General features: G+C 30.6%; 24 protein-coding genes. 7 read left to right on the forward strand and 17 right to left on the reverse strand.

Translation table 11 applies throughout. The annotated features are described in order from the left end of the window. Positions 1-161: 161 nt before the first annotated feature. The 5 genes from NAT51_RS10065 to NAT51_RS10080 form a co-directional block, all read right to left on the reverse strand. Complete coding sequence (locus NAT51_RS10065; RefSeq protein ID WP_250598662.1) at positions 162-605, reverse strand: DUF4844 domain-containing protein; 444 nt, start codon at positions 603-605, stop codon at positions 162-164. 342 nt (positions 606-947) lie between these two features. Then, positions 948-3,098: a peptidase domain-containing ABC transporter gene (locus NAT51_RS10070; protein ID WP_250598664.1), complete on the reverse strand. Its 2,151-nt coding sequence runs from the start codon at positions 3,096-3,098 to the stop codon at positions 948-950. A gap of 20 nt (positions 3,099-3,118) precedes the next feature. Further along, positions 3,119-4,258, reverse strand: a complete 1,140-nt coding sequence (locus NAT51_RS10075) for an HlyD family secretion protein (protein ID WP_250598666.1) — start codon at positions 4,256-4,258, stop codon at positions 3,119-3,121. Between the two features lie 582 nt (positions 4,259-4,840). Further along, positions 4,841-4,966, reverse strand: coding sequence for a hypothetical protein (locus NAT51_RS19680; RefSeq protein WP_262921804.1), 126 nt, complete (start codon positions 4,964-4,966; stop codon positions 4,841-4,843). A 21-nt stretch (positions 4,967-4,987) separates the two neighbouring features. Then, complete coding sequence (locus NAT51_RS10080; RefSeq protein WP_250598669.1) at positions 4,988-5,155, reverse strand: class IIb bacteriocin, lactobin A/cerein 7B family; 168 nt, start codon at positions 5,153-5,155, stop codon at positions 4,988-4,990. A gap of 663 nt (positions 5,156-5,818) precedes the next feature. Here NAT51_RS10080 and NAT51_RS10085 point away from each other — a divergent pair. The 4 genes from NAT51_RS10085 (at position 5,819) to NAT51_RS10100 (ending at position 10,610) form a co-directional block, all read left to right on the forward strand. Then, complete coding sequence (locus tag NAT51_RS10085) at positions 5,819-7,555, forward strand: helix-turn-helix domain-containing protein (RefSeq protein WP_250598671.1); 1,737 nt, start codon at positions 5,819-5,821, stop codon at positions 7,553-7,555. Positions 7,556-7,682: 127 nt separating this feature from the next. Continuing rightward, positions 7,683-7,841, forward strand: coding sequence for a hypothetical protein (locus NAT51_RS10090; RefSeq protein ID WP_250598673.1), 159 nt, complete (start codon positions 7,683-7,685; stop codon positions 7,839-7,841). Positions 7,842-7,929: 88 nt separating this feature from the next. Beyond that, the gene (locus NAT51_RS10095) at positions 7,930-10,104 is read left to right on the forward strand and encodes a prolyl oligopeptidase family serine peptidase (RefSeq protein WP_250598675.1); all 2,175 of its coding nucleotides are present in this window, start codon (positions 7,930-7,932) and stop codon (positions 10,102-10,104) included. Positions 10,105-10,175: 71 nt separating this feature from the next. Next, positions 10,176-10,610 carry a hypothetical protein gene (locus NAT51_RS10100; protein ID WP_250598677.1) on the forward strand — a complete coding sequence of 145 codons (435 nt, stop codon included), beginning with the start codon at positions 10,176-10,178 and terminating at the stop codon, positions 10,608-10,610. 265 nt (positions 10,611-10,875) lie between these two features. Here NAT51_RS10100 and NAT51_RS10105 read toward each other — a convergent pair whose 3' ends face one another. The 12 genes from NAT51_RS10105 to NAT51_RS10160 form a co-directional block, all read right to left on the reverse strand. Continuing rightward, positions 10,876-11,103 carry a hypothetical protein gene (locus NAT51_RS10105; protein WP_250598679.1) on the reverse strand — a complete coding sequence of 76 codons (228 nt, stop codon included), beginning with the start codon at positions 11,101-11,103 and terminating at the stop codon, positions 10,876-10,878. A 300-nt stretch (positions 11,104-11,403) separates the two neighbouring features. After that, on the reverse strand, positions 11,404-12,012 hold the full coding sequence (locus NAT51_RS10110) for a hypothetical protein (protein WP_250598681.1): 609 nt from the start codon (positions 12,010-12,012) through the stop codon (positions 11,404-11,406). A 75-nt stretch (positions 12,013-12,087) separates the two neighbouring features. Continuing rightward, positions 12,088-14,259, reverse strand: a complete 2,172-nt coding sequence (locus NAT51_RS10115; protein WP_250598683.1) for an ATP-dependent helicase — start codon at positions 14,257-14,259, stop codon at positions 12,088-12,090. Beyond that, positions 14,240-14,983, reverse strand: a complete 744-nt coding sequence (locus tag NAT51_RS10120; RefSeq protein ID WP_250598685.1) for a hypothetical protein — start codon at positions 14,981-14,983, stop codon at positions 14,240-14,242. The genes NAT51_RS10115 and NAT51_RS10120 overlap by 20 nt, the downstream gene beginning before the upstream one ends. A gap of 182 nt (positions 14,984-15,165) precedes the next feature. Beyond that, on the reverse strand, positions 15,166-15,678 hold the full coding sequence (locus NAT51_RS10125) for a hypothetical protein (RefSeq protein WP_250598687.1): 513 nt from the start codon (positions 15,676-15,678) through the stop codon (positions 15,166-15,168). A 21-nt stretch (positions 15,679-15,699) separates the two neighbouring features. Beyond that, a complete protein-coding gene (locus NAT51_RS10130) occupies positions 15,700-17,442 on the reverse strand; it encodes a DUF262 domain-containing protein (protein WP_250598689.1) in 1,743 nt (580 codons plus the stop codon). Positions 17,443-17,658: 216 nt separating this feature from the next. Continuing rightward, positions 17,659-17,964, reverse strand: a complete 306-nt coding sequence (locus NAT51_RS10135) for a hypothetical protein (RefSeq protein ID WP_250598691.1) — start codon at positions 17,962-17,964, stop codon at positions 17,659-17,661. Between the two features lie 137 nt (positions 17,965-18,101). Further along, positions 18,102-18,479 carry a hypothetical protein gene (locus NAT51_RS10140; protein WP_250598693.1) on the reverse strand — a complete coding sequence of 126 codons (378 nt, stop codon included), beginning with the start codon at positions 18,477-18,479 and terminating at the stop codon, positions 18,102-18,104. 74 nt (positions 18,480-18,553) lie between these two features. Continuing rightward, positions 18,554-18,721 carry a hypothetical protein gene (locus NAT51_RS10145; protein ID WP_250598695.1) on the reverse strand — a complete coding sequence of 56 codons (168 nt, stop codon included), beginning with the start codon at positions 18,719-18,721 and terminating at the stop codon, positions 18,554-18,556. Positions 18,722-18,756: 35 nt separating this feature from the next. Further along, positions 18,757-19,269 (reverse strand): hypothetical protein, encoded by a 513-nt coding sequence (locus NAT51_RS10150; RefSeq protein ID WP_250598696.1) that lies wholly within the window; start codon positions 19,267-19,269, stop codon positions 18,757-18,759. Positions 19,270-19,653: 384 nt separating this feature from the next. Then, positions 19,654-20,955, reverse strand: a complete 1,302-nt coding sequence (locus NAT51_RS10155) for a phage integrase SAM-like domain-containing protein (protein WP_250598698.1) — start codon at positions 20,953-20,955, stop codon at positions 19,654-19,656. Between the two features lie 655 nt (positions 20,956-21,610). Further along, positions 21,611-22,585 carry a hydrogen peroxide-inducible genes activator gene (locus tag NAT51_RS10160; protein ID WP_250598701.1) on the reverse strand — a complete coding sequence of 325 codons (975 nt, stop codon included), beginning with the start codon at positions 22,583-22,585 and terminating at the stop codon, positions 21,611-21,613. A gap of 137 nt (positions 22,586-22,722) precedes the next feature. Here NAT51_RS10160 and NAT51_RS10165 point away from each other — a divergent pair, with 137 nt between their 5' ends. The 3 genes from NAT51_RS10165 (at position 22,723) to NAT51_RS10170 (ending at position 24,464) form a co-directional block, all read left to right on the forward strand. Next, complete coding sequence (locus NAT51_RS10165) at positions 22,723-23,142, forward strand: OsmC family protein (protein WP_250598703.1); 420 nt, start codon at positions 22,723-22,725, stop codon at positions 23,140-23,142. 146 nt (positions 23,143-23,288) lie between these two features. Further along, positions 23,289-23,768, forward strand: a complete 480-nt coding sequence (locus tag NAT51_RS19805) for a methyltransferase family protein (RefSeq protein ID WP_394799695.1) — start codon at positions 23,289-23,291, stop codon at positions 23,766-23,768. Between the two features lie 99 nt (positions 23,769-23,867). Continuing rightward, a complete protein-coding gene (locus tag NAT51_RS10170; RefSeq protein ID WP_250598705.1) occupies positions 23,868-24,464 on the forward strand; it encodes a TetR/AcrR family transcriptional regulator in 597 nt (198 codons plus the stop codon). Positions 24,465-24,509 lie beyond the last annotated feature (45 nt).

Consider the following 24,509-nt stretch of genomic DNA (forward strand, 5'->3'; position numbering starts at 1 on the left):
AAGTTTTTAAAATGCCTTATAACGTTCCGCGCTAAACGTAGGTTGAGATTAAGAAAGGCTAAACTTTCGATTAAAAACTAATTTTTCAAATACAAGCCCATTTTTAAATTAAGCCAAATACCCAGCTTGCTTGTAGCGTGTGTTATAGAGCGCTTTTTTAGCTATTGTTTTTTTGTCGGATCAAATCCATACATAAAATTATTCAAATGTCCGCCAGAACTTTCAAGTCCAACGATATCCATTATTTCTTCAAAATATTCACAAACTCTTTCGCGGTCTTCTGTGTCAAGATTCATATATACATCTGAAAATCTGTTAAGTCCATTTTTAATTGCATTTTGATAATCTTCGTCAGTTGCCTTTCCAGTTTCTGCTATTTTTTTAAAATCGTCAACCACAAGATTTAACTTTTCGGTTAAAATAGGTTTAAGTTTTGGGTCAGCAATTCCAGGATAAAATATTTTAGGGTCTTCCAAGAATTTTTCTTTGCTTTTAAATTCTTCAAATTTTGTCATTGCTTTTTCAGGTGTTTTTATTTGTCCTTGTCCACATGAAGCGAACAGAAGTAATGTAATTCCAAATAATTTGTTTGCTATTTTCTTCAATATGTTTCTTTTAAAATGCCCTATAACGTTCCACAGCTTGGCGCAGTAGTGCTGCATGGAACTATTATTTCTTGCTAAAATAAGATTTTTCAGCGGAAAATAGAACATTGTTACTTATTGTAAATAGTAAAACAGGCTTATTCCTATTCCAGTTACCATCGCTAAAATTCCAAGTATATCATTATATCTGAGAATGTTATTTTTTACAAGGTATCTGGCAAGCCTATCAATAGGATGCCAAACAATAAAATGGGTAAAAATTTCATATGTAATAACTCATTTAATTTTGTGAATGTTATATACATAAGCATTTCTAAGCAAATAGTCCGGGGATGAAAATATTTAAACCAAACTTTGTTTACTCCATAGTTCAGAATATTTTCCTTCTTGAGACAATAGCATTGAGTGATTGCCTTGTTCTACGATAGTTCCGTTTTCCATTACCAATATAGTATCTGCATTAGCAATTGTACTTAACCGATGCGCAATAACGATAACCGTTTTACCCTGTGCTTTGAAATCATTTATTACTTTCTGAACTAATTTTTCAGATTGTGTATCAAGTGAAGAAGTTGCCTCGTCCATCAGCAAGATTTCTGGATTTTTATATAAAGCTCGGGCAATTGCAATGCGCTGTTTTTGTCCGCCTGAAAGCATTGCTCCATTTTCTCCTACTTGTGTATTGAATCCATTGGGCATTTTCTCGACAAAATCGGTTATTCCCAACTGGTTGCACAAATCAACAACCAGTTGCACATTTGGAAATGCATCACCTAAAGCTATATTCTCGATTATATTTCCTGAAAAAAGGTTCAGCTCTTGCGGAATTACTCCAATGCATTTTCTTAAACTTTGATAATTGATGTATTGCAAATCATAGTTACCCATATAGATTTTTCCTTCTTTTACAGGATATAAATTTTGTAGAAGTGAAATCAAAGTGGTTTTCCCGCTTCCACTTTCGCCAACTATGGCGGTTGTTTCATTCTTTTTGAATGTTGCATTAAAATTGGTAAAAACTTCCTGCCTAGAACCGTATCTGAACGTTACATTCTCAAACCGTATATCTCCAATATTTTCAGGTTTTAAATCGAATGTATTTTCATTCTCTTCACGCTCTAAATCCATAATCTCAAATAACCTGTCAGCCGCAATAAGCGCATTTTGAGCCGTTTTGTTCATGCTTACCAAAGAAGCAACCGGTGAAGTAAAATATCCTATCAAAGCATAAAAAGAAAACAATTCGCCAGGTGTGATTTCCCTGTCAATCACATAGCCTGACCCAATCCATAATAAAACTAGTGTGAAAATGGATGCCAAAAACTGAGTTGAAGTTCCTGAAAAAACACCATTTAATCCTGATTTATAAATGGAGAAAAGAAGTTTTACAAACCGGTTTTCGGTTTTAATGTTAGAAAATTCTTCAATCCCGAATTCTTTAACCGTTCGGATATGGGTAATACTTTCAACCAATTGTGTTTGTAAATCGGCTGCGTTTTCCATGATATTCCGTTCTACTTTTCTATTGAATTTGTTTAACAGAAAATAGATTAAACCATAAAATGGAATTACTAATAATACTACCAAAGCTAATTTCCAATAATAGGTAAACATTAGCGTAAATGAAAAGATAACAATAAACACATTGACAATCATTTCAATCGCTACTTCATTGATAAATGAACGGATTTTCACTGCATCATTGATTCTTGAAGTGATTTCACCTATTTGCATCGTGTCAAAAAAGCGCTGTGGCAATTGAAGTAAATGTTTGTAGTAACCCAGTATTAATCTGGCATCAATTAATTGCCCGGTCTTGATTACAAAAATGCTCTTTTTTGAGCCTATGTAAGCTTGCAGTAAAATAATTCCAACCATTGAAATACTCAACAGATTAAGTAAGTTGCGATTGCCGTCAACCAAAACATAATCGGTTATTTTCTGGACATAAATAGACATAGCCAATCCCAGTATGGTAAAAACAATTGCGCCGACTAATGCCTGAACCAAGATACTTTTATGGGGTTGTATCAAATCCCAAAAACGTTTCAACGGAGTCACTTTATCATTGTAGGTTTTGAAATCATCATTTTTGGCAAATAAAATCAACACTCCTGTCCATACTTTTTGAAAGTCGTCATAGTTATAGATTTTCATTTTGCCCAAAGCCGGATCCATTACCTCAATTTTGTCTTTACTCACAGCATAAATCACTACGTAATGATGCAATTGTTCTTTGACTACTATATGTGCTATGGAGGGCAAAGGAATTTTATCCAATGAATCAATACCTCCTTTCACACCTTTGGCGGAGAAACCCATTTTTTCAGCAGCTTCAATAATGCCCAAAACGTTAGTACCTCGCTTGTCTGTATTGGCGTATTGACGAATGCGGGCAATGGGAATATTTACTTTATAGTGATTGCCTATGGATGCTAAACAAGCCGCTCCACAATCCTTGATATCGTGTTGTTTTATTTTTATTGATGCCATTTTGAAGTTTATAAGATTGCTTATCGGGTAGAAATAATCTTCGGATTCAGCCAATCATCCACTTTATCAAACAACAAATCATATAAACTCCTACGTGTTATGATATACCTTGCAGTAAGTGTCATTCCATTGGAAATTTGAGTTTTATATCCCGATTTAAGTTGCATTGTTTTTGAGTTCAAATTGCAGCGTACTTTGAAGAAAGCCTGATTTTCCTGAAGTGTAATATTTTTGTCAATGTCAAAAACTTTTCCTTCTAATAATCCCCATTGGTTATAATTGAAAGCATCTATTTGAAATTTAACCGATTGATTTGTTTTGATTAACCCAACGTCATCTGGAGAAACAGTGCATTCAACAATTAGGTTGTCAATTGGAGAAATGGTTGCAACTGGTTGGGAAGCGTTTAGAAAAGAACCTATCTGAATACCTGAAAAATTTTCGATAGTTCCTGTAACCGGAGCAACAACAAAATAACTTTCTGCTTCAGTATCTATTTTATTCAGAGTACCCGATAAGTTTTTTGATTTCTCCTGCAATTCCCTACATCGGTTCTGCCATTGTGCTTTTTGACTTTTATCTAATATCGATAAAGCTTGTTTTGCAGTTGTTAGTTGATGTTTGTATTTGTCAAACTCAGCAGTTGCAATCACGTCTTTTTCATACAATTGCTTTTGTCTGTTATATTCGGTTTGTGCATAATGTAATTTTTCTTCCAACTCACTTTTACGCGTTTGATAACTATACCACTCCTGTACAATCACTTCGGTTTTTAAACCAGAAGCATTACCAGTACTTACTTTTTGCAAATCATCAATAAGGCTTTGATTATCATTTGATGCGATTATTGTAGTGGATTTTTCTGTTTGCAAGTTGTCTTGGGCAATCTTTAGTAAAGTATCTCCTTTTTGCACTAAGCAATTGTTTCTCAACTTTAGTTCTGTAACCTTGCCATTTACCAATACTTGCAAAGGCACTTTGTCGGTTGAACTACGAACTATACCACGACTTTGACTGCTCACATCCACCTTTATGATTGGTAATGAAAGCAAGAGTACAATAACCGCTAAAACTAAAACAACATAGAGCGAGATACTCTTTGTTTTATTTTTAGCTATCAGATTTTCGATGGTATGTATTGGATCTTGACTAAAGTTCATTGTTTACTTTTTTTGAGAAAAATAGAAGCTTGTTTTTTGGCAATAAAAAGCCTGACCACACAAAACAATTGTGCAGTAAGTTTTAGAAATGGAGTAAGGTTAGCCTTACTGTTGTAGAAAGGAAAAGTTTTTATGTATGGAAGAAGCTATTAAAAAGAAAAGTAGGCTTTCTCATCTATAGCTATACCAATAAATAAAACTTTAAAAAATATTAGTGGCTATAATTGTAATAAGCTACACCTATAGCACGACCGAAAAGGTAAATCGCAAAAATTATCATAATTACCATAATCACTATTCTTGCTGGTTTTTTATTTGCTTCCATAATTAAGTAAAAAAGTTAATAAAGAGAAAGTCAAAAGAGACAATCTCTTTACTAACATGTTGTCAAAAAATTATTTTGCTAACGTTCTTCCATAATTCTCTCCGAATTCAAAAAATAGAATTCCAATAACCAGAAACAATGCTAATAGTAATAAAACTAACCAAGTTTTCGAAATTTTCAAATTAAATAGTGTGTTCATTTTTATCAAAAATAAGTGTTAATATACTCAAAATAATTATTTGACTTAAAGGGTGAAGTTAGTTATATTTCTCTGTTAAGTAACCATACGCAACACCCCAAGCATAAGCTGCTATCATCAATGGAACGATTCCTCCTCCATTTACTTGTAGCATCTCTTCTTTATTTAAATCTTGTAAACTCATGATTTTAATGATTAAAAGTTATTAATTAGCCAATGATCTTCCGTAAGCTTCACCTTTTTCAAAAGCCCAAGCCATAGCTCCACCAGCTAGAGCAAGTGCTCCCAAAATTTCACCCATAAGACCACCTTCAACTTCTCTCATTTCTTGAGCATTAAGCTCAACCAAGTTTAAATTTTCTAAATTTTTCATAAATTAGCTTTTTATTTAATTAAATGCAGTCTTGCTCATGTCGTCGAAAACATTATCAGTAAGGCTGCTTTTTTTGTGGTTGGTTTATCCTAAATACTGCCACATAACCAACACTTCGAAAAGTAACAGTATTTTTTGCTTGCAAGCGGTTTATTAAAATAGTTCTCTGTAATTGATTTTTCACAAAGCACTAATTCATTAAATAAACAATAAACATGAATTATCTTATATTTATGTTAAGCCAAAACTATAGCCATTTTTGTTACTTCACAAGTCATGTTAACCTGAATTCATAAATTCAGGTTTCATTTTCATAAATTATCTCTCATAGATGACTCTTTCAAAAATACTTGTGACTGACTATTAATTGCTTAAATAAATCTGAACAATATTTACTTACTTAAACAATTTTACAGGACGGAAATGATGTTTATAAACTATTACAGTCCGTATTTATAAATTCAGGCTCGTTATTTATAAATAATTACCCTAAATCAAAAAAACTAATTAATTTTAGCAATATATAATTTAAGAAAATGCCTGTTAAAAATAAATTTATATATTCATCCATTTGAAATATAATTACAAATTGAATACTAAAAATATTAGTTATAAAGTTTACTTTAGCTACAGAATTTTAATATTACTTTTTAGATTTAGTCTATGAACAATGAATTGCGCTTTTTGAGCTTTATTTTTTTTGCATTAATAAATACTACTTTTTTATATGCCCAACAACAAACATTTAAAATTCCAGATTCTTTAAAAACTGTTGAGTTTAATGAGCTGGAAAAGCGATTTAACAGTTCAATTCTAGACAAGGAGAAAAAGATTATTTATGCTAATACTTACTATTTAAAAGCAAAAAAACAAAGTAATGTTATAATTCAATCAAATGGATTATATATGAAAGCATTTTCGTTGAAGAATAGAGATCAATCTATAAAGTATCTAGATTCAATTGTAAGTCTGACAAAAAATTTAGAAGATTTTATATACCCGGCTAAAGCATATATACTTAAAAACAGATTGCTTTACGCAAATGACAAGTTAAATGATGCTCTGAAAAATATACTAATCGCTGAAGAATATGCAAAAAAAGCGAATAACGTCGAACAGTTAGTACAAATTAAACAACAAATCGGTTTACTTAAAATTGAATTAGGAAGACCAGATGAAGCTTTGCCATTAGTGCTTGAAAATTATAAGTATTATCAATCTAAAAAAGAAAATTCTCCAAATTTCATGTACACTGGATGGATTATATCTGATATTTATAACAGGCAAAAGAAAGCGGATGAATCTTTACATTATACTAATGCATTTCTTGATACCATTGACAATAAAAATCCATATTATAAATATTTCTTATTGAATAAAGGTATTTCATATCATTTAAAAAAGAACTACATAAAAAGCAATGCCTTATTAGATGAATCTACTAAAATGATAGAAAAGGTTGATGACCCTTTGAATTTAGCTTTAGGATATTATTACAGAGGAGAAAATGAATTAATAAGAGATGATAATTTTAAAAAAGCGAAAAAATATTTTGACAAGGTAGATTCAGTATTGCTAGAATCTAAAAAGAATTCTTATGATTTGAGAGATAATTATCTGAGACTAATTGAAATATCGAAACGAATAAATGATGATAACCAACAATTATATTATCTAAACAGACTGATTGAAATAGACAATTATTTAGATAAAAATAATATTGTCCTATCTAAAAATGTAATTAAACATTTTGACAAACCCCAATTGCTATCTCAAAAAGACGAAGTAATTAATAAGATAAATAGAGAGAAAAAAGTCTCTTTAGGTGTAATCTTAATTATTGCCATAGGACTTCTTTTACTAATTTTTTACTTTATAAGAATGAAAAAAGAAAAAGTTCTTTTAGAGCAAAAATTTAATGAATTAATAAATAAAAGCACTGAAGAAAAAACATTAACTAATGTAGAGAAGCATTTTTTAGAAGTTGATATAAGTAATGATTCTAAAGATTTAAAAACTAAGGAAAATGATTTACCTAAAGAAATAGTGCGTGATATTTTGAACAAACTATCATTATTTGAAAAAAGAGGAGAATACATTTCTCCTAACATAAAACAAATTGATTTAGCAAAACAACTGGAGACTAATAGTAGTTATTTATCTAAGGTTATAAATCAATATAAAGATAAAAATTTCAGTCAATACATAAATGATTTAAGAATCGATTACACAGTCAATAAGTTAAAAAAAGACAAGAAATTTAGAAAATATACTATAAAAGCAATAGCAGAAGAAGTTGGTTTTAATAACTCGGATTCATTTGCCAAAGCCTTTTACACCAAAGTAGGTTTACAGCCCTCTTATTTCATAAAAAAAATTAACGAAATGACTGAAGTTTAATTTTTCAAAAAACTGCATATCAACAACTTACAAGTATTAATTGCTTGTATTTATAAATCAAGACAAACACTGTTTTATTGACTATTGTCATTTGATTATTTTAGCGAAAATTTTAAATCAAAAGAACATGAAAAAAGTAAAAAACTTAAACGAAAAGCAAAAATTGACATTAGACAAATTTACAGTAGCTGAATTGAACAACCCCAGGATGATTATGGGTGGTGGAGAGGTTTCAGAAAAAACAGAAACCGGAAACACAAGAACTACTGATCCATTAGGTGTGTAGTAATAATTTTATAATTTAAAAGAGTCTGTGTAGCAGATTCTTTTAAATTATGCTACTTATATTTTGATTAAAACATTAATTCATATACATGAAAATTTCTATTCTATTTTGTTTTTTAATAGCTATTAATGCCAATTCTATTCTTGCGCAAGAAATGAAATTACCTGAAAAACCATTCAGTGAAAATCATTTTGGGAAAGAAGTAGTTGATAATTACAGATATTCAGAAACTACCAAAGACACACTTGTCCAAAAGTGGTTTAAAAACAATGGTGATGAAGCAAGAAATGTTTTGAATTCTATATCAGGCAGAAAAAGCCTTATGGAAAATTTTTTAGATTTTGAAAAAAGGAAATCTGCAATTGTTTCTAATTTAAGAATTACAGAAGATGATTTTAATTTTTATTTAAAGAAAACTGAGAATGATAAAACGGGCAAATTATATTATAAAAAAAATAAAGATGGTTTAGAAGTTTTACTTTTTGACCCTAATGACTATAAAAATGAAACTAAAAACAATTACATAATAAATTACCTAAAGCCATCTTGGGATAGTAACTTTATAGCTGTAGGATTGTCAAAAAACGGAGAAGAGACAGGGGAAATAATCTTCATTGATGTCAAACAAAAAAAGATTTCTTTTGAGTCAATATCTAATTGTTGGCCAGCAGAATTTGGTATTGATTGGTTGCCTGACAACTCAGGAATAATATACTTACACATCCCGGTTATTGACAATAAAGACAGTAATTATATTCTAAACACAGAATTAGTATTATACAAGCTAGGAGATAGCCCTAAAAAACATAAAGTATTATTATCCAAATTAAATAATCCTGATATAAAAATTGAATCCGCAGACTTTCCCATTGTTGATGTTCTAACTAAAAACAATAAATATATTTTAGTTTCTTTAGCGGGAGTTTCATCTTACTTTGACTATTATTACGCAAGTGTTCAAGAATTACAAAATGAAAGAATTGAATGGAAAGCATTAATCAAAAAAGAAGACAACCTTTTAAATCCAAGTCTAAATGACACTTGTTTTTATGCTATGTCTGCAAATAAAGCTTCAAACTATAAAATCATTAAAGCCAACATTTCTTCTTTTAATTCTATAAATGAAGAAATCATAGTCCCTGAAAATAAAAAAGAAACAATTACTGATTTTAAGATCGTAAAAGATGGAATGTTTTATACAACCAGTAAGAATGGCGTTGAAGCAAAATTATATTTTATAGATAAGAAAAACATTGTCAAACATATTGATTTACCAATAAACTCAGGAACAATAACCATAAGTTCAAAGAACAGAAACAGTAACGATTTATGGGTTTCATTAAGCGGTTGGACGAGCCCACTTAGACGTTATTTCTATAACATTCAGACTAACCAATTTCAAGAAGAAAATTTGGTTCCGATCCCTGAATACCCAGAATTTAAAGATTTTGTTGTTAAGGAAATAGAAATACCATCTTACGATGGAACCTTAATTCCTGTATCAATAATTTATAAGAAAAAGCTAAATAAAAATAAAAAAAATAACGTTTTACTTTATGGTTATGGTGCCTATGGCGTATCAACTCTTCCAAGGTTTTCTCCTGTTTTCTTGTCATGGGTTGCTAATGATGGAGTTTATGTTATAAGCCATGTTAGAGGAGGGGGCGAAAAAGGTGACGATTGGTATAAAGGAGGCTTTAAAGAAAACAAACCTAATACTTGGAAAGATTTAATTGCTACGGCAGAATATCTGATTAATGAAAAAATAACCTCAAATAAAAAAATAGCAGTAATAGGTGGAAGTGCCGGAGGTGTTTTGGTAGGAAGAGCTATAACAGAGCGACCTGATTTATTCAAAGTGATGTTGTGTCATAATGGAATGCTAAACATGCTAAGGATAAATGAAGCACCAAACGGACCAAACAATATGAAAGAATTTGGAAATCCTGAAATCCGTGAAGAGTTCAATATGTTGTATAATATGGATTCGTATCAACAAATTACGCCAGGAATTAAATATCCATCTTGTTTAATTTCCGTTGGGATGAATGATGCTCGTGTAGCAACATGGATGTCTGGAAAATTTGTCGCTAAAATGAGAGCTTCTACAACTTCAAAAAATCCTGTACTTTTTGCAGTAGATTATAATTCAGGCCACGGAATAGGCAGCACCAATTTGCAACTATATAATAATTATGCTGATGAATTTTCTTTTGCATTATGGCAAATGGGGCATCCTAAATTCAAATTAATGAAAAAGTAACTAGCGGACTTAATTACGAAATAGCAACAAATTAAAGCCTTTTACCACGCTAACAGCAATTCAATTTTCTAATGAAGAAGTTTATAGATATTATAGCAAGCAGATTAAGAATCTATTTAGCATTACTGATTATAGTAATCATAATTTCTGTTATCTGTAGTATTGCTTTTGGAGGAAAGACTTATTTTTCTGATTTTATGAGTACTCTTTTACCGATAGGGATTGTCATTACTATTGTGCTAATATTTCTAAAGAAAACAGAAATAAACATAAGTATGGAAGTAATTTATTTTTTTGTTAGACTGATTAAAACGACAGTCATACATCTGGCAGTTATTTTTTTAATATTTAACATAGTTGAGTATTTATTTGAAATTGCTATAGAAAAATTTAATCTTCAATATGATGAATCAGAAGGGTATGGTGCTATCCTTGCATCTATAATTACCATAGTGTATTTGTTTTTTAGTCTTAGAAGTAAAATAAAATTTAAACAAGAGTCATAAAATGAAAGTGTTATTGAAAATTATTAAATGGTTTCTAATTCTATTATTAGCCTTACTTATTGCACATTGGATAACGAAAGCAATAATAAATATTTTTAATTGTCATGAAAATGGATTTATGATTGATAGGGTAGTTACAATTGTAAGTTTAGCAATTTATTCTTTTATTTTGGTTAAAAATGTTGGGTTTAAAAATGCTAAAAAAAAATCTAATCAATGTAATTAGCCAAGATGACGGTTGTGGACTTTTGGTTTAATCAAAATTTTAATTCTTAAAATTGCTTCCATCACTATGACCATCATCATAAGATTTTCCGTAACCTCTGAGGTTTCTTTTGTATCCATCAAACCATCCTTTTGTATAGCTATAATCAGTGATTTTTGAAAGTTTATCATCTAAGAATAGATAAAAAATGAGTGCAATAGGGATTAATATAAAGGTTAAAATTAAAGAATCTTGATGGGAAAAATTAAAAATAACGGCAATAATCATAAATAGTATAATGCCTATCGTATTGATAATTTTTTTGTAGTCTTTTTAGATATTTCTTTAATATAATCGTTGATTAAAACAGATGATAAGCAATATATTCCTAAAAGAAATATACAAATAAGGGAGGTGAAAAACCACCATTCAGATTCTTCCCAAAGTTCGAAAATTTTATTTGGTATTTTTATAAAAATGACGACAACTAAGAGGTAGAAAGAAGTTATAAATCCAATTATGAATTCTGCTTTCTGTATTAGAGTTCTATATTTTAACTGCATAAATTTAAAATTGAGAATAGTAGTTTTACAATAGTTGAGGACAGTCAATTGTGCTGTATAAAGTTTCGCTATCATGAGAAGTTACAAATACAGGAATTTTTGTCCATTCTGACTTGGTTGTAAATTTTTCGAATGATACTTTGAATAATTCAAGAAGCCTTAAAGTAATTAGAAGAGCACAAAAATCACTAGCTAATTCTAATCCTTCAATATCCCACTTTTCATTACTCATATAATCTTCATAAATTTTTTGTAAATCTTCAAAACCAGAAATAACCATTACCATTTCAAAAAAATAATCATAATCAGCTAACCAATCGGTATTTTCAGAATCATTGCAAAATGTAAATGAGAATCCTGTTGTGAACCACACATCATGGTTTATTGTAAAGCCATTCATTTCGACATAGATGGCTTTTATGTCATCATCCAGGTTCTCTTTTGATTTTTCAAGTAATGAATTTAAAAATTCATTTACGTCATTTTTTAAATGAAGTAAATCTCTTCCAATTACTTTGTGAAAATCGGTTTCACCTATTGTTTTAAATTTTTCTTCGGTTTTTCTAATAGCATCTTGAATATTACCAGTTTTAACAATTTGGTTTATTTGATCTTCGAAATCGTAGAATTCCATAGTGTAATTTTTTAAACGAATGTTTGTTGTTATAGATTTTTGGTTGGTGACAGTTTGTAGATTTTTATTTTCTTTTTAGCTGTCAAATTCGTTTTGCTGTTCTTTTACCGGTTGCCCGCAATATGGGCAAAACTTATGAAGTTTTTCTAATTGGCTGAAACAATTATCACAAATAATTACTCTGTCAACTATTGACTTGATTGCGTTTGTAGTCCTAACTGTAAAAGCTTCAGGGATTTCTTTCAAAAAACTTGATTCGTTTCCTTTTTGTGTTATTAAAAATAGTTTGTCTTTTGCTCTTGTGATAGCGACATAAAATAAACGTCTTTCTTCTTCCATCAGCAAATCGTGATTTGCTTTTTTAATTATTTGAAAAATTCTGTCTTCAAGCCAAATGTCTGGAAAACCACCATTCCCTTCGGTCAAGCCTAAGATAAAAACGACTTTTGCTTCAAGACCTTTCGATGCATGAATAGTTTTGTTTTGTACACGAATGTTTTCATTTTTAAATCTAAAATAATAAGGTGTAAACATTTTACTTCTCCTATACAAAAACAAAATTTCGTCATTATTTACACCAGCATTTAGCAATTCTGTAACTTTGTCAACACAGAATTTTACGTTCTCTTCTTCTGTATTACCTGAAAATACAACAATTTTATGTTCTGATTTTTTTGAAGATTGAACATCTTTATCAACTTTAAATTTGTTGTGTTTTATAACTTCGTTACTTGCACCAACGATATTTTGCGTACTACGATAATTCAAGTTGAGTTTAATTGTTTGTGCGTTTGAAAAGTGGTTTTCAAATTCAACAATGTAACTTACATTTGAGCCTCTGAAGCCATAGATGCTTTGCCAGTCATCTCCAACGCAAAAAAGTTGCGTGTTATCAGTGAGTAACAACTTTATAAGTTCAACCTGCAAGTTATTTACGTCTTGAAATTCGTCCACTAAAATGTATTGATACTTGTTTTTGTATTTATTCGCTATATCATTGTGATTTTGGAATAGCGATGTGCTTTTTGAAATTAAGTCGTTGAAATCAAGATAAGATTTGTCTGTGCAGTAATGAATGTACTTTTTTACGATTGGAATTGCCAATTCATAGAAATTACGAACTCGTTCGTGTTGGTCATTTCTTGAGTTTTCTAATACGTTTTCAATGTTGATATTTTCAACTTTTATCATATCTGTGATACGCATAATTTGTTGAACAAAATCTTTTACGTTTTCGTGATAACCGTTAAATTCTTCTTTGAAATTTATTGAAATTGTCTGATGATAGTTAGCCGGCAAACGGTTCTTTACGATTTTATCTAGCGTGTGATTAAACAAAGCCGAATCTTTTGTCATACCCTCAAAAGTTTTTATCAACAATAAGTTTCCTTTTCTAAATTGTTCTTCTTTGTCTTTTGACGGGTAACTTTTATCGCTAATATGTTCAATATAAAGATTCGCTTCAGGAATGTAAAAGTCCGGATGGAAGGAAAAGTCTTTTACATTTAGTAATGGCTCGTATTCAAACTTGATACTGTGACGATAAAACCAATCTGCAATAAACTGTTCTGACTTAGAACGTACTTTTGTTCCGTTAAGTGTTGTGAAATATTTCCCATCTTTAGGTAAATGATTCGGATCACTTTGTTTTAAATGGATTTTGTCAATGATGTAATCAAGAATGTAGCGTTTCAGTTTGAGTAAATACTCTGTGTTTTCAGATTCTTCAATTAAGAGTTTGTGGAATACTTCAAAAACTGTTTCGGGTGCAACATGTTTTGAAAGTTCATCTTCTTCATCACGTTTTTCATCACCTATAATTTTGAATTTGTTATCAAATTCGTTTACTCCGTAATTTCGGAGAATTGAATAACAGAAGCTGTGGAATGTTTTGACGGTTAATCCATCAATCCATTTATATTTTTTCTGTTGTAAAAATCTTTCCTTGTCTTTGTCTGCAAAACTTTTTCGCTTGTCAAAAAGTTGTTTTTCATATTCACCGCTTTCATCTGCCGAAATGATAAGTCGGTCAAGCATTTCGTTCGTTGCATTTTTGGTGAAAGTAATTGCAAGAATACTTGAAGGACTTACGCCTTTTTCTTCAATTAAGTAAATGAGCTTTTGCAAAAGTGTTTTCGTCTTTCCCGATCCAGCACCCGCAAGAACTAAAAGTCGCTTTTCTTCACTAACAACAGCGTCTTGTTGCCTATCGTTTAATGCACTTAAATCAACTTTGTTTTTTGTCATGTTGCAGATTTTGGGATTCATAGATAAGTCGTTGTCCATAAGATTCTATTGAACCTTTTCCTCTTTGAAAACATTCTGACAGTAAATCAAGGTCGTTGGTGTATTTTATTGCTTTACTTAAAAGCTCTCTTTCGATATCAGTCCAGGATTCATATGCTCTTGGGAACTGAGTTCTGGCGTTCTGAACATATTCAGAAAGGTTTTCTGTCTTCTGAATCCCTAAATCAATTATTCTTTCTTTTAATTGTTTAATTGCGTTTTCAGATAGAGTGTTAAATTTTTCCTTTCTGAAAAAATCAACTTCTTGATATAGATTATTATTCTTTTTGTCAGATGATAGGTTTTCTGAAAGATATTCATTGAAGAAATCGATTAATTGCCCTTTTGAATATGTGTCTTTGTATTTCCCGTACAGTGAGTTTGAAATTATGCTCCCACTTTTGAATTTTCTTGTTCCGAGAAAAAAACCGATTAAACTATTTGCTGTTATACTAAGACTTTGTTCATTAAATAGTTCTATTACATTTTTTAACTCTTTTTCGTCAAGTTCTGCATTAGATTTGAGTCTATGGAGATTGCTTTTTAGTTGGTCGATAGCAATTTGCATAGCTCTTATAACTGACCGCTCATTTAAGACTGAATCATTGTCAATCATTTCTCCCGTTGTTGGCGAATAACCAGAAGCTAGAGCTTCTAATACTTCTATCGTCTTGATTATATCCATTTCTGAATTTTATTGTGTTGCCGTTCCTAATATTAGATTTTAAACCATATCTAGACAATAGAAGTAAAGTCTTTGGTTAGAGTTCTTAATCATAATTAAAGATAATCAAAATTCTAATTCGGTAATTTTTGGCTAAAAAAACTAAATTTACTATTGTACCAAACCGAGGTTGTATTCAGTGTTTAAAATCCTCTCGTTTTATATAGTTTCTGGTTTGCTTTGGATAATGATTTAACACCTAACTCATCTCTTAGAACTATTCTCAAATTTTTATAATTTTCAAAATAAATATTGAACTTTTCTTCAATAACGTCTTTATTTTCTGAACTTAAATTATTTAGAAATTCAAGAGCACTTTCTACTGTGTTTGTTGCTGAAGTTAATATAATATCTGGGCTTATGTGTGTATTAGAAAAAAGTACTCCGAAAATAGTTTCGATTTTAGTTTTTGTATCAAATTGTTGGGATTGAGTTTCCAACAATTTTGACAAATCTGAATGTAGTTTGTAAAATTCAAAATTAAGTTTTGAAATAAAATTTAATTGTTCTTTGTATAAACTTTCTCTAAGGGAATTTTTTCGATTTATGAAAGAAATGTAAACATTTACAGAGCTTAATATAAAGGTTGTGAATATTCCAAAAGTATAGAATATATCCTTTAAATTTTCGGATGTTATTTTAAAGTTAAAGTCCATTAGCGGTAATTTTTCTTTTTATTATGGTTTCCATATTTCTTTTGAATAGGTTAGTAGGTCAGCTGTTCTGTTGTTTATACTACTTTCACTCCAAGTCGAAGTATTAACATAATCTGTTGTTATTTTGAATGTGCTAAATTGTTGTAATGCTTTTTGTTTTTTAGCCCAAGCAGCATCACGCATACTGCTGTTCAATTTTCCTTTTACAACAGTTAGATTTCCAAGGGTTAACAACTTATGGTCTCTTATTGTATCATCGGTAACTTTTGGTGTATTCCAATGGTTTCTCCATTTTTTTGGCATTATATGTTCAAGGCTTAGATTATCATTATTCAGCATATTGTTGTCCATATACTTATGAGAATTTAAGTATAAAGTAATGCAGAATAAAATGCCTTCAGCGTATTTATTGATAATATGGCTCGAACTAAATGCTGTTGCAAGTAGGATGTCATTAGGCATAATGTTAGTATCATCTTTATAGCCTAACAGGATTTGTTTGAAAGCCTCTTGGGTAGTAACCTTATTTCTTTTCATTTCGCCCATTATGCTCACAAAAAGATTGTTATAATTCTTTGTAGTAAGTTTACAAGCTGTTCGCCTTACTAAATAACTTTCAAGAGTTTCAATAATGTTTTTTCTTTCGTTGGTATCTGTTATGTTTTTGTAGATATAAAGAACTAAGGGCATAACTGTGTTAATATCTAATTTGTCAATTAGATAAAAAAAGCGTTTCTCAAAATCGTTAAACGCAAACTCTTTGAGGTTTATATCGCTTGGGAAGTTGCAATATATCTCTGCATACTCTTTTAACTCTTTTGCAAATGCAATTTTGTCATCGTCAGTTGTATCTTTCAAGTAGGCTTTGTACTCTTTGAAAAGACTTTCAAGTTTTGAGAGTTTTTCTGTTTTTATAGTGAGGAAGCTATGAAGAAACAATTCAATAACTGTTCTTGGAATTCTACCTGCTGTTTTGTTTTCGTTCCAAAACTTCACATCGTCTTCATCTTCTTCAAAAATAGATTCCCAGTATGAATTATAATATGGCTCAACTTTCTTGGAGGCAAAAAGGTAATTTTTTAATAACTCTCCTGTGGTTAACTTAATACCAAGAGAATTTATGGTATCAAAAATTTGCTGAACATCATCTTCTTTGGATAATGCCATATGAATAACAGGCAATTTTTGAAGAACTATATTTGCAATAGACATTAGTTCAGTTTGGTCTAATGATTTTGTTTTGCTCTTGAAATACATATAGCATTTCTGAATATTGTTGAGCTTATCTGCAATATCGTCTTTGTAATCATCATAAGTGAGTTTTTTATTGGCATCTTGACTAAGAACGATTTCTGTAAAATACTTAGTGTCTATTTTGCTGTGTGCAACTCTAATATGCTGTTTGCCATTGGCATCAACAAATATCAGTAGTGAATTAATAAAATTTTTGTTTGCATCATTCTGTAGACTATCCTGTATAGCTTTAAGCAAAATACAAATCGTAGTTAACCGCTGTTGTCCATCAATTAAATCAAATGGATTAATTCCTAAAGTTTCACTTAATTTCTGTTTGATTATGATTGTCCCAATAAAATGTTCGCTGTCTTGTCCTAAGGTATGTGCTTGCTTTTCTTCTAAAATATTATCCCATAATTCTTCCCAATTATCTTTTTTCCAAACATAACTTCTCTGAAAAAATGGAATTTGATATTGATTTGTTCCTTGAAAAAAGGAATGTAGTTTTTCTTTGTTTGCGCTTAACATATTTTTTGTTATTAGGTTGAAATGTCTTTTTTGTGGACTTACCATTAGTGGTTCTGATCTAAACAATGTTGTGGCAAACTTGATCTAGTTTGGTTATTGAAAATATACAAAATGTGAAAAGGAATTTGAATTTTGTCATATCCTAGGTAATATGATTTAACAAGTTTTTAAACAGTTTTTTGAGTGTATGGCAAATTTTTTCTTTCAAAAAAAGAGTTATTCGATCTTATTTGTTCGTTGTACTTGTGATACTAATCCAGCAATTCCTCCTACAGCAGCAGAACCAATAGCGATTAGACCTTCATTTGTCTCACCATTTGAAATTGCTATACAAATTATTGTTGCTATTGCAGTAGCACCGAGAATATAGAGGGCTATGCGTGGTGCCCATCTATCGTATGCAACAGGATTGTTTTTGCGTAATTCGTCAATCAACTTAATTTTTTCTTTGCTAGTAAGGGTTGTGTCTGAAATCACTTTTTCCATTAATGGATAAAGTGCCTGATTTGATGAGTTTTCCATTTATTGATTATTTAAAAACTATTGATTTCTAACTTTTTATTTACCAATTGTTTCTTCAGTATGCGATTTTACAATTTAATTATAGTTAAAACTAAAAATTGATATTATAGCAGATTGTTATTACAATTGTGTTTTTACTATATCTTTATAGCTTCATCGAATTTTCCATTATTTCCATACATCCCTAAATTACCATTTGATTCAAGAATATAGTATTCACCATGACCATTATTGTCGTCTAAACGAGTTTTTCCAGATGTTTTTGTTTCTTTAATTTCACTATCCATGGTTGAGCCATCTTTAAAAGTAATTCTTATGTAAAGTTTACCTTCTTTGTTTTTAAAAAATACTAATGAAGCTCCCATGAGGCTTTTTTCACTTCTCCACTTTCCTAATATCTCTCCATCTATTTTGTCAGTTTTTGCTGTTTTTTGGTCTTGAGATTCTGTTGAACCTAAGATGTTTACTTCAAGTTCTGGTGTAAAGTGAGTTGTTGCCCAAATTCCTTCAGTCATTCCTGGGATATTGTAAAATACCCATAGATGGTTATAATCTTCTCTATCTTTTCTTATTTCTAATGCAATTTCTTTTAGAATCTTCTCATCAACTTTTTGTTTAATTGAATTTCAATGTTATTCTTGCTTAAGTTTTCATTTGGTTCTTCTTTGATAATTTCCCATTTAACATCGTCCGGAATTGAAGAATTTCCACAAGCTGTAAGTAGAAGTGAAGTTAAAAAGTAAAGCAAGTTTCTCATATTTTTTAATTATTGTTGTTGTGTTATTTAGTGTTTTAATTGAGTCTTAAAATTACTAAGTTGTCATTGTCTTCTATAGTATAAGATAATACTTGATTATCGTTATTGTAATTATCTATGTCCGTTAAGTCAACTATTATTAACTTATTTGAATAATTCCCAACTAAATAGAAATCTTCAATTTGTAGAAGAGTATGGATTATTAATGTTTGTGTGTCAATGTTATATTCAAAATCAATTATTGCATAATTATTGAATTTTATCTGTTTTCTATATGAAGTGTCTAAATCGATTGGGATAACTGCTGGTAATGGAAAACCTAAAAATTGTATCGAGGCTTGAATATAGCTATCAATGATTTGTTTAATTCCTATATTAAGAATTTTGCGGTAATTTAATGTAGTAACTCCGTTGTATATATTTTGGTGTTTATTAGGTGCGTCTATCAAATATGCTAGAAGGTCTGTATGTATTTGTTTAAAAAAGTGATTTGTTTCATCTATGTTGATAGAGTATTTTAGACCTAATGTGATTTTTTTTGGAATCATAAATTTTGTTGTTTAGTTTAATGCATTCCAATTTAGTATTTATTGCTGAATTGATTTGTAAGTAGAAATACGTATTTTGAGTATAAAAAATGTGTGGTTAGTTGCTTTTTTCTCACTAACATTGTAAACATTGCAACCAATAAAACTATCTGGTTGCAACTGGTTTTTTGAAAACCTCTGAAGTTAAAAAGCTTGTGTTTGTTCGTTGTGTTTTTACTGAACCGGTATTGTAACTAGATTGTTTAATTAGGTTGCAACCAGTTTCTACATAATTGCGCACCAATTGCAATTGGTGTGCAATTAAATTTAGAAGACATTGCAATGATTTAGAACAATCATTGCAATGACATTGCAATTTAAGAATCTTTGATTTACTTAACAATCTTAAACCGATTCTTTCATTTGTTTTTGACTTTGCATGTTCCAATATACGGCCATTTGTTGAGCATAATCAACAGCGGTTTTGCCTATGTAGTTTAGGAATTCCTTTTCGGTGCTATGTCCTGTCACATTCAATAATAAACCAGTTGGAATATCTCCGTAATAATTGGTTGCAAAGGAACGTCTGCAAATGTGTGAAGTAACTAACTCCCATTTTGGGAAATCCCCATTTTCCTTTCGGGAAGTTTCAGGGTTAATCCTGGCACCTGAAATGATTTCGTCGAGTTGAGCTTCTTTGCAAACATCTTTTATGTACAAATTAAATTTAGCTTTTGAACTGTCTATGTTTTTGCTGTAAAGAGGAGGGAAGTTGCCATTTCTTTTGTCTAAAATCGCTCTTACTTTATCGTGTACAAGTATAGAAACTCTTTTCTTGGTTTTTTGCTGAATAAGTTCAATGAAATCTAAATCGCCTATTTTCTTAATGTCCCGACTGGTTAACTGCAATAAATCCCCAACACGTTGCCCTATATAGCAACCAATCAACAACCAGTCTCTCGCATCTTGTAAATGTGTTTCTTTTAATTCAACATTTTCGATTTTAGTTAATTCATCCCAATTAAGATAAATTTTATCAATTTGAACACTGAAACCTTTAATTTGTTGAAGTTGCGGACTAACAGTATAGCCTGATTTTTGAGCATCTAAACAAATGGTTTTTAAGAACTTTAAATAACGTCCTGCTGTATTTCTGCTTAATTTTTCTACTTCAAGTAAATATTTAAGAAAGTCATTTCTGTATTTTAAATCAATTTCTGAAAGTTTGTACTTGTGGCGTTTGTATTCTTGAAATCCTTGTATCTTTAATTTTATTGTTTTGTATTTTGTAATTGTAGCTTTAGACGTACCGAGTTCTCCGGTTCTGTCATTTGTTTTCAGTTCCAATTTTTCAACATAGAGATCACAATAATTAAGAATGAAATTATTGTCGGTTTTCTCAGCTTTATTAAAATGGGAATTCAAGCAGTCATTTAACCAATCTTTATTAACTATGTCTGATTCTGTTCCGCTTTTATTATACCGACTGATGATGAAAGATTCCAAAGTGTCTAATTCATTTTGAAGACTATCTCTTTCTGCGAATTGTGAAACCTTTCTGATTTTACCAGTTGCGTTATTAAAATAAGCTGGGTTTATAACTAACGGAGTTGCTAATTTTATATCAGTTTCTCTGTTTGCGACAAATCGGATATATATTTTTGTTGGATTATTATTCCCTCTAATCGAAAATTTGATTGTAGCCATATTTGGTTTTTTAGTTGCAACAAATATAGATAGTCGGTTTCTTTTAAAAAAATATTTGTCCGACTTTTGTCCGACAAAAAGTGAATTTATCCTAATTTTACTGAATTCAGTTTAATTGTTTTGTTTCTTTGTAAATCCCTTTAAATATTAAGCTTTACAAGTTTTTTGGATTAAAATCAATAGTTTGAAATTAATTGGTAATTAAATAGTTTAGTTCCCTCTTTCTCCGTGGAACAAAACCCGAAACGAAAGTTTCGGGTTTTTTGTTTTATGGAGTTTTCAAACTAATCTTAAGTTACTCCGGATATACTTACATCACAAAACCCTCCAAAGATTCTTTGAAGGGTTCACTTTTTTATACAGTTTTGAAACCTGTGTTTAATTTTTGAAAAAAAAATAATTAAACACTCTTTCTGTGTCTTTTTTTGAAAAAATAAAAATTAAACACGCTTTCTGTGTTTTTTTTTGAAAAAATAAAAATTAAACACAACCCTTCTAATAAAATATCCTGTTTTTCAATTTCCATATAACCTTTTATCTTTTTAGAAAAAAAATAAAAGAATAACAGAAAGTGTTATTTTTTTGGAGAAAATAAAAAAGAATAACAGAGAAGAAATGCTTTCCGTTAATTCAATTCATTCTATAATTCAAGGTATCATGGTTGCAGTTTACTAACCGATTTAATAAAGTACGGGGAATCGTTCCATCTGATTTTTTTATAAGCAAAGTTTTGCTGTAAGGATTCCGGAAGGCATCTCCAGATGACTTCATTCATTTTTTCCAGCAATAATTTTTTAGAAAATGTATCCGATACAACCAAGCTGATTTCCCTCACGGGTTTTGGTTCCTTAAATGGTTTAAATAAACTACTATTGGGCTCATTGATGATTGAAAGTTCCGGAAGGATGGCAAATCCGAGTTCAGCTCTTACCAGATTTTTAAGCGTCTCAATCGAATTGATGTCGTATTGAAATTGGTCCTTTATTTTGCCCGGGTTCTTAATTCCGCAAATATCGAGCAGCTGTGCATTGTAACAATATTCGTTTTGCAAGAGTAAGAGTTCAGCTTTGTCATTGGGTTGCATTTCATAAAAAGAAGCTTCAGCTAACGGATGGCTGTTGTTAAGATAAGCCAGGAAAGGTTCTTTGAACACCGGATGTTCGATTAGGTTCGGACTTCCAGTTGGTGTCGCCATAATAGCAATGTCAATGGTTCCGGTTTCTAAATTTTGAATCAATTGCCCGGTGTGTCCTTCTTTAATGGTGAAATGCATTTTCGGGGCGGCTTCCTTCATTTCTTTTATAAACAACGGAATCAGATAAGGGGACAGCGTACTTATAATGCCAATTTTGACTTCTCCTTCGAGAGTATTCTTCTGATTGATGACAAAATCCCTGATGTCATCTGCTTCACGGAGTATTTTTTTTGCACGGTTGATGATTTCGGTTCCGAGTAGGGTTGGGGTCAACGGAACTTTAGTGCGGTCAAAAATTTTAATTCCTATTTCTTCTTCTAAATTTTTGAGTTGGATGGTCAGCCCAGGCTGTGTTACCATGCATATTTCCGCAGCTCTTGCAAAATGGCGTTCTTCATCTAATGCCACTATATATTTCAATTGTTGTAAAGTCATGGTTATAAATTTATTTTATAAAGGTAAAAAATTATCAATTTGATTTATGAAAATGCCCGCCATAAATTTGTTTCATCAAATCAGTATAACGGTTTGAAAATCAGAAATAAATACTAATAAAATTAAAAATCAAGATTATGAAATTTACAAGAAAAGCAATCGCCAACTGGAAAGGTACAGGAATGGAAGGCAAAGGAACCATTAGTACACAAAGTACAACTTTAGATAACGCACAGTTATCATTTAAAACCCGTTTCGATGAAGGAGTGGGGACTAACCCGGAAGAATTAATAGCTGCAGCGCATTCAGGATGTTTTACCATGCAATTGAGTTTTTTATTATCAGAAGGAGGATTTATACCTGAGGATTTGAATACAGAAGCAAAAGTGGTTTTTGAAGACGGAACAATTACCCGTATCGATCTGGAGCTTACCGGTAAAGTGCCTGGTATTTCGGAAGAGAAATTCAAAGAAACTGCGCTTAAAGCAAAAGAAATCTGTCCGGTTTCAAAATTGCTGAATGCTGAAATTTCATTATCAGTGACTTTAATTTCTTAAATACAAATCATGAATAGTAGAAATCCCGGTTACAAAGCCGGGATTTTTTTATGTATTGAAAATGAAAATTGTTGTAAATCAATGTGATGTGGGATTTTGTAATTTAGTTTATGTGTAAAATGCACGAATATTTTAGGAATTGTGTTATGAGAGGAAAATCATTAATATCACTCGTTGTAAGAAATTTGTTTTTCACTGTTTTACAACCCGGACTGGTTGTTGGGTTATTTCCTTATTTGATAATCGGAAAAAATTATAGATTATCTGATTTTCAATTGTTTCATTATGTCGGACTAAGTTTATTTTTGATTGGCTTAGGAGTTCTTTTCTATTGTATCATAAAATTTATCTTCGATGGTTTTGGAACAATTTCTCCTCTAGATTCATCCAAGCGGTTGGTTGTTTCCGGATTGTATAATTATTCCCGAAATCCAATGTACATCGGTGTCATTTTAGCGCTTATCGGTGAAACTATTTTCTTTGATTCTTTTAATTTGCTTTGCTATACTTCTTTTGTTTTCTTAGGCTTTAACCTCTTTGTCATATTTATTGAAGAACCAAGATTGAAAAGAGATTTTAGAATGGATTATAAAAATTATCTTAAATCAGTGAGAAGATGGCTCTGAGAAAAGTTTTACAAGATTTGTTAAATATTTGATCAAATGATTAAAAAATTTGTTTAAAATGATTTAGGTTGTATCTTTGTCAAAAAAAGAAGCCCTAAAATGTCAGAATTGGATCCTTCAACAGAAGAAAAAATTAAAGAAGCTGCCCGAAAAGTTTTTACGAAGAAAGGGTATGCGGCTACGAGAACACGTGATATTGCTGAAGAGGCAGGTATCAATCTTTCGTTGTTGAATTATTATTTCAGAAGTAAAGAGAAGTTGTTTCATCAGGTAATCATGGAAAAAGTACAGCAGATTTTCGGTGTGTTGTTTCCAATTTTAAGTAATGAAAGTCTTTCCCTTGATGAAAAGATAGATCTGATTGTAGAAAATTATATCAATCTGTTAATTGAAAATCCTAATTTACCGATTTTCGTTTTCAGTGAATTAAAGAATCATCCGCAACTTTTTGAAGGGAAAATCAATGCAAATTTGGTTAAAGACTCTTCATTTATAAAGCAATTGCGTGAAAGAAGACCCGATATCAACCCGGCGCAGTTCATGGTGAGTATATTTGGTATGACGGTTTTTCCGTTTATGGCTAAACCTATATTGTCTGCCGTTCATATGGCAACTGAAGATGATTTTGAAGCCTTGATGATTCAAAGGAAAGTGCTTGTCCCGAAGTGGATAAAGGCTATCCTCGAAAGTGAATAGCTATTTTTTTACCCATAAATTGGTCAATTGATTAAAATGAATTAT

The organism is Flavobacterium amniphilum (assembly GCF_023634845.1).
GTDB classification, from domain to species: domain Bacteria; phylum Bacteroidota; class Bacteroidia; order Flavobacteriales; family Flavobacteriaceae; genus Flavobacterium; species Flavobacterium amniphilum.

Coding starts and splice junctions, on each gene's coding strand:
- NAT51_RS10070 (WP_250598664.1), bottom strand. CDS start 3,098: ATGGCATCAATAAAAATAAAACAACACGATATCAAGGATTGTGGAGCG.
- NAT51_RS10075 (WP_250598666.1), bottom strand. CDS start 4,258: ATGAACTTTAGTCAAGATCCAATACATACCATCGAAAATCTGATAGCT.
- NAT51_RS19680 (WP_262921804.1), bottom strand. CDS start 4,966: ATGAGTTTACAAGATTTAAATAAAGAAGAGATGCTACAAGTAAATGGA.
- NAT51_RS10080 (WP_250598669.1), bottom strand. CDS start 5,155: ATGAAAAATTTAGAAAATTTAAACTTGGTTGAGCTTAATGCTCAAGAA.
- NAT51_RS10085 (WP_250598671.1), top strand. CDS start 5,819: ATGAACAATGAATTGCGCTTTTTGAGCTTTATTTTTTTTGCATTAATA.
- NAT51_RS10090 (WP_250598673.1), top strand. CDS start 7,683: ATGAAAAAAGTAAAAAACTTAAACGAAAAGCAAAAATTGACATTAGAC.
- NAT51_RS10095 (WP_250598675.1), top strand. CDS start 7,930: ATGAAAATTTCTATTCTATTTTGTTTTTTAATAGCTATTAATGCCAAT.
- NAT51_RS10100 (WP_250598677.1), top strand. CDS start 10,176: ATGAAGAAGTTTATAGATATTATAGCAAGCAGATTAAGAATCTATTTA.
- NAT51_RS10105 (WP_250598679.1), bottom strand. CDS start 11,103: ATGATTATTGCCGTTATTTTTAATTTTTCCCATCAAGATTCTTTAATT.
- NAT51_RS10110 (WP_250598681.1), bottom strand. CDS start 12,012: ATGGAATTCTACGATTTCGAAGATCAAATAAACCAAATTGTTAAAACT.
- NAT51_RS10115 (WP_250598683.1), bottom strand. CDS start 14,259: ATGACAAAAAACAAAGTTGATTTAAGTGCATTAAACGATAGGCAACAA.
- NAT51_RS10120 (WP_250598685.1), bottom strand. CDS start 14,983: ATGGATATAATCAAGACGATAGAAGTATTAGAAGCTCTAGCTTCTGGT.
- NAT51_RS10125 (WP_250598687.1), bottom strand. CDS start 15,678: ATGGACTTTAACTTTAAAATAACATCCGAAAATTTAAAGGATATATTC.
- NAT51_RS10130 (WP_250598689.1), bottom strand. CDS start 17,442: ATGTTAAGCGCAAACAAAGAAAAACTACATTCCTTTTTTCAAGGAACA.
- NAT51_RS10135 (WP_250598691.1), bottom strand. CDS start 17,964: ATGGAAAACTCATCAAATCAGGCACTTTATCCATTAATGGAAAAAGTG.
- NAT51_RS10140 (WP_250598693.1), bottom strand. CDS start 18,479: ATGACTGAAGGAATTTGGGCAACAACTCACTTTACACCAGAACTTGAA.
- NAT51_RS10145 (WP_250598695.1), bottom strand. CDS start 18,721: ATGAGAAACTTGCTTTACTTTTTAACTTCACTTCTACTTACAGCTTGT.
- NAT51_RS10150 (WP_250598696.1), bottom strand. CDS start 19,269: ATGATTCCAAAAAAAATCACATTAGGTCTAAAATACTCTATCAACATA.
- NAT51_RS10155 (WP_250598698.1), bottom strand. CDS start 20,955: ATGGCTACAATCAAATTTTCGATTAGAGGGAATAATAATCCAACAAAA.
- NAT51_RS10160 (WP_250598701.1), bottom strand. CDS start 22,585: ATGACTTTACAACAATTGAAATATATAGTGGCATTAGATGAAGAACGC.
- NAT51_RS10165 (WP_250598703.1), top strand. CDS start 22,723: ATGAAATTTACAAGAAAAGCAATCGCCAACTGGAAAGGTACAGGAATG.
- NAT51_RS19805 (WP_394799695.1), top strand. CDS start 23,289: ATGAGAGGAAAATCATTAATATCACTCGTTGTAAGAAATTTGTTTTTC.
- NAT51_RS10170 (WP_250598705.1), top strand. CDS start 23,868: ATGTCAGAATTGGATCCTTCAACAGAAGAAAAAATTAAAGAAGCTGCC.